At 69.3% G+C, this 4109-nt stretch carries 4 protein-coding genes and 1 pseudogene; 1 reads left to right on the forward strand and 4 read right to left on the reverse strand.

What is annotated here, in order from left to right; translation table 11 throughout:
• Positions 1-4 precede the first annotated feature (4 nt).
• Both ROTAS13_RS20445 and ROTAS13_RS20450 read right to left on the reverse strand, forming a co-directional pair.
• Positions 5-991: a phosphoadenosine phosphosulfate reductase family protein gene (locus tag ROTAS13_RS20445; RefSeq protein WP_075823256.1), complete on the reverse strand. Its 987-nt coding sequence runs from the start codon at positions 989-991 to the stop codon at positions 5-7.
• Complete coding sequence (locus ROTAS13_RS20450) at positions 991-1632, reverse strand: hypothetical protein (RefSeq protein ID WP_075823253.1); 642 nt, start codon at positions 1630-1632, stop codon at positions 991-993. Before ROTAS13_RS20450 ends, ROTAS13_RS20445 begins: the two co-directional genes overlap by 1 nt.
• 244 nt (positions 1633-1876) lie before the next feature.
• Here ROTAS13_RS20450 and ROTAS13_RS20455 point away from each other — a divergent pair, with 244 nt between their 5' ends.
• Positions 1877-2326, forward strand: coding sequence for a GNAT family N-acetyltransferase (locus tag ROTAS13_RS20455; protein ID WP_075823254.1), 450 nt, complete (start codon positions 1877-1879; stop codon positions 2324-2326).
• A gap of 141 nt (positions 2327-2467) precedes the next feature.
• On the opposite strand, the gene ROTAS13_RS20460 is transcribed toward ROTAS13_RS20455, so the two are convergent.
• Entirely contained in the window at positions 2468-3433 is a 966-nt protein-coding gene (locus ROTAS13_RS20460) for an ArdC family protein (RefSeq protein ID WP_075823255.1), read from the reverse strand.
• A gap of 158 nt (positions 3434-3591) precedes the next feature.
• Positions 3592-4109: pseudogene (locus tag ROTAS13_RS20465) on the reverse strand (DNA cytosine methyltransferase); the annotation flags it as partial.

Here is a 4109-nt window from a genome sequence, read left to right on the forward strand (position 1 = left end):
GCGCTCATGCCGGCCCCGCCGCTTCACCGAAGGCGCCGGCCGGCATCCGCCAGTCAGCCGTGCGGGTCGGCCCGCGCCAGCGCGGCGCGAGCGCCTGAGCTACGAGGCCGGGTTGAGCGAGGGCAGCCGGATAGGGAGTGCCGCGATCGGCGAGGTCGCGCACCGAACGCGTGCGCTGGATGGTGCAGCCGAACCGTTGCTCGTAGCCCGCGACGCGCTCGAACCAGGCGCGCGCGATCAGGCGGATCGTCGCCCAGAGCGAGGGCGTGCCGAAGATGCAGGTCATGCAGCTGAGGCGGCCGAAGCCGAGTTGGTACGGGAGAGCGGGCACCACGCCGTGCCGGGCCAGGATGCCCCAGACCGCCCCCTCGCACCACGCATGCACGGGGCGCCAGTGATCGACGTAGCGGCACCGGCGCGTGCCGTCGCGTGTGTCCGTGCGGTGGCGCTCGGCCGCGGCGTAACGTGCCCGCGCCGGGCTCTCCTCCGCGCGCTCGCCGGTCACGACCAGGGTGCGCGAGCCGAGGAAGCGCTCCTGCGCCCGGATCAGCGTGTCCATCACGCCGATCTTGAGCGCGGCCGAACACCAGCGGATGGACAGGTCGGCCGAGACCTGGGGAAAGCGCAGCCGGGTGTTGCGCGGGCCGCCGCCGCCCCGCGTCTCCAGGCCGTGCGGCGTCTCGAACACGATCGGCGCCGTCGCCGCGTCCTGCCGCAGCATCTCGCGCAGGAAGCCGCCCTCGCGCCAGGAGAAGTAGATCGGCAGGCCGAGGCTGTCCGCGAGCGCCCGGCAGTAGGGCGCGCTGCTCGGCCAGTCCATGAAGGAGGGACCACGCCCGTCCACCTCATGGTGGTGCAGCTCGATGCGTGCCGGATCGGCGCCGGCCTCCAGCAAGGCGAGCAGCGAGGCGACGCTGTCCTTGCCACCCGACAGGGCGACAAGGATGCGATCATAGGCCGAGAGCGGGAGCGGTGGACCGGTGTCGCGCATCAGGCCCCCCACTGCAGAAGGTTGTGCGCGAGCCGCACCCGCGCGGCGGTGAGCGACGGGATGCCGCTGCCGACCAGAAGGCCGTTCATGGATAGGAACCAAGTCGGCGCCCCACGCAGACGGAAGATGCGGCCCACCATCTCGCCGTCGACCTGCGCATAGGCGCCTTCCATGCGCGGGTCCGCGATGAACCTCACCTCGCGCCCATCCTCGAGGTGCAGCGTCTCAGTCAGCAGGGCTTCGGGCTCGCCACGCCTGAATGTCTCTGGTCCAGCGCAGGGCGTGCGGCCAGTGGCCTCATCGATGAGAGCGTCGATCTGCGCGATCAGCTCCTGCGGCACGCCGCAGCGCTCGGTGGCCCAGGCATCCGGCAGGGCGGCGCGTGCTGCCTCAAGCCCCGCGACGACGCGGGCAAACATGCCACCAGGGCGGGGCATGCCCTCGAACTGCGGCCCGCCAAAGATGCTACGCGCGACCTTGCGCGCGTCCCTCAGCAGGGCCTGATCGGCGGGATTGCCGGCGAGCAGTTCGTCAAGGCCGTACTTCCGGATCAGGCCGAGGCAGACGCCGACGGCCATCAGCAGTTGGGCATCGGCGCCAAACGGCCCGCCGGCAGCGATGCAGGGCTTGTGGGGTGTCATCGAGGTGCTCCTTTCCTCCTGGAACACCTCCCCAGCGACCGATGCCTGGCCTCGCGGGGCAAGGGCGCGCGCAGCGCGGGCGGAGCCCTTGCCCTTGCGGCGCGAGGATGGCGGCGGTAGCCGCTCACGTCAGGCACCCTCTCCCGATCCACCCCCTTGTCTCTCCCTGGTCTGCTCTGGTTGGGGCTGCCGCCGGTAAGGCGGGAGGCTGACTTAGGCCGCCCACTTCGATACCATCCGAGACATGACTAAGCCTGATATCCGTCCCGCACGTATGGCCGACTTGCCCGGCGTCCTCGCCCTCTACAGCTACCTGCACCCTAACGAACCGCCTCCTGAGCCGGTCGCTGCTGAGGCTGCTTGGTTGGCCCTGCTTTCATCGGGTGTGACCGTCCCCTTCGTGGCAGACTTAGGAGGAATGCTGGTGTCATCCTGCACACTTGCGATCATCCCCAACCTGACCCGTGGAGCACGGCCCTACGGGGTGATTGAGAACGTGGTAACCCACGCGGACCACCGCAGAACCGGGCTGGGTCGCGCCATACTCCACGCCGCGATCAACCGGGCATGGAGCGCTGACTGCTATAAGGTGATGCTCGCCACCGGCTCGAAGAATGAGGCTACGCTCAGATTCTATGAGGCCGCTGGATTTTATCGAGGAGGAAAAACCCACTTCGAGATTCGCCGGACGTAGGGCTGCTTGGGGTCGCAATCAGCGGATCAAGGCACGATCATCGGAAGCTGACTCCTGTGCATCAGGAGAGCGCGCGTCGCCACGCGCCTTACCAAACCGGATAGCGGCCGGAGTGGCCTTCGACCCGCAGTCCACGATCGATCAGGCCTCCTCGGCCTCCTCGCGTGAGACTTCGGCGTCGAGCCGCCGCGCGTGCTCGGGATGGAAGCGCAGCAGGTAATCGGCGATGCGCTGCGCCTCGGCAGCGGCGCGGAAGATTTCGCGTTTGTCGTCGCGCAGCACCTTGAGCCACGAGGCGACATAGCTCGCGTGGTTGGGAATCTCGCAGGGCAGGCCCAGCTCAGCACCGACGAAGCAGCTTGCCAGTTCCGCCCGCAACTCTTCCTGCGAGTAGGCGTGACTGCCGAAGCGCCCCGTCAGATCACGGTCCAGACGCGCCTTGGCGCCACTCCAATGCGCCATCTCGTGCAGCGCCGTCGCCGCATATCCGGCCGCATGCTCAAAGGCAACGCGAGGCGGCATCTGGATGTGATCGGTGGACGGACTGTAGAAGGCGCGATCGCCGCCCTCGCGGAACACCGCGCCACTCTCGCGCATGATGACTTCGGCCGCCTCCGGCGTGCGCCATCCCGCCTCCTCAATGCTTGGCACCGGGAACGCAGGGATACCATCCACCTGCGAGGCGTGAAACACGGTGTAGGCCCGAAGTACCGGCACCGAGCGCGTGCCACCCTCGCTTGTCTCGTCGCCAGCAGCATCCCCGTCGCGCAGCGTCAGCTTGCGGAAGAAGAACACGCGGCTGCCCCGCTCGCCGCGGCGCACCTGCCAGCCTTTCGCCTCGGCCTGCTTGTAGGTCAGCCAGCGCGGGTCCGATCCGGCGAAGCTCATGCCGGTCATGCCGAGCATCAGCACGTTGATGCCCCTGTAGCGACGCCCGGTGACGGCATTGCGCGGTGACAGGGGACCGGCTCCGGCCTTGTCCTGGTCCCAGGGTCGGCGCCAGGGCAGCGTTCCCGCTTCCAGGGCGGTGATGACCTGCTGGGTGATTTCGGCGTAGTGGTCGCGGGGCGCGGCGCGCTCGGCGGTCTGGCGGCGGGGAAAGCCCATCGGTGTTCCCTTTCCTTCTCTCGGAACACCTCCCCGGCCACCGACGCCGGCCTCGCGGGGCAAGGGCGCGCGCAGCGCGGGCCGCAGGCCTGACCTTGCCGCGCGAGGATGGCAGCGGTAGCCGATCCCCTTTCACGCCCTCTCTGCTGCTGTCTCCCCTACCCTGCGGCGCCTTCGCCGCCCGACCAGTCGGGTGACTTCACCGAGAGCGCGACCGCAACGTTGCGCACCCAGATGGGCGTGTTGGACAGCATGAAGCTCTCGCCGCTCCAGGCGAGCAGGAGGGTAGTGCCCATCGTGCTCGCGATGGCAGCCGCGGCGTCAGGTGGCACCGCATTGCCGATCCGCTCGCGCCAGTCGGCATCCGACAGGCCGTCCAGCTCAAGGTAGTCCTCGGGCTCGACCAGGCTCTGCAGGGCGGCGAGTTCCAGGGTCGAGAACGGCCGGTGCCAGGTGCCGTCCAGGCTGCGGATCCGGGCGACCACGCGATCCGTGGCGTCCGGCAGCCGGGGATCAGCGACACTCCAACGGCCATTGTCATAGCCGGCCGCCGAGGACACCGCGCCGGTCGGGGCGTCCCAGGGCACCACCCCGTAATGGCCGGCGCCGTAGTAGTTGTCGCCCGGTGCGCGCTCCATGCCGGGGCGTGGATCGGCGACGGCGAAGGCGCCATTGC

The sequence above is a fragment of the Roseomonas sp. TAS13 genome (assembly GCF_001950415.1).
GTDB classification, from domain to species: Bacteria; Pseudomonadota; Alphaproteobacteria; order Acetobacterales; family Acetobacteraceae; genus Roseomonas; species Roseomonas mucosa.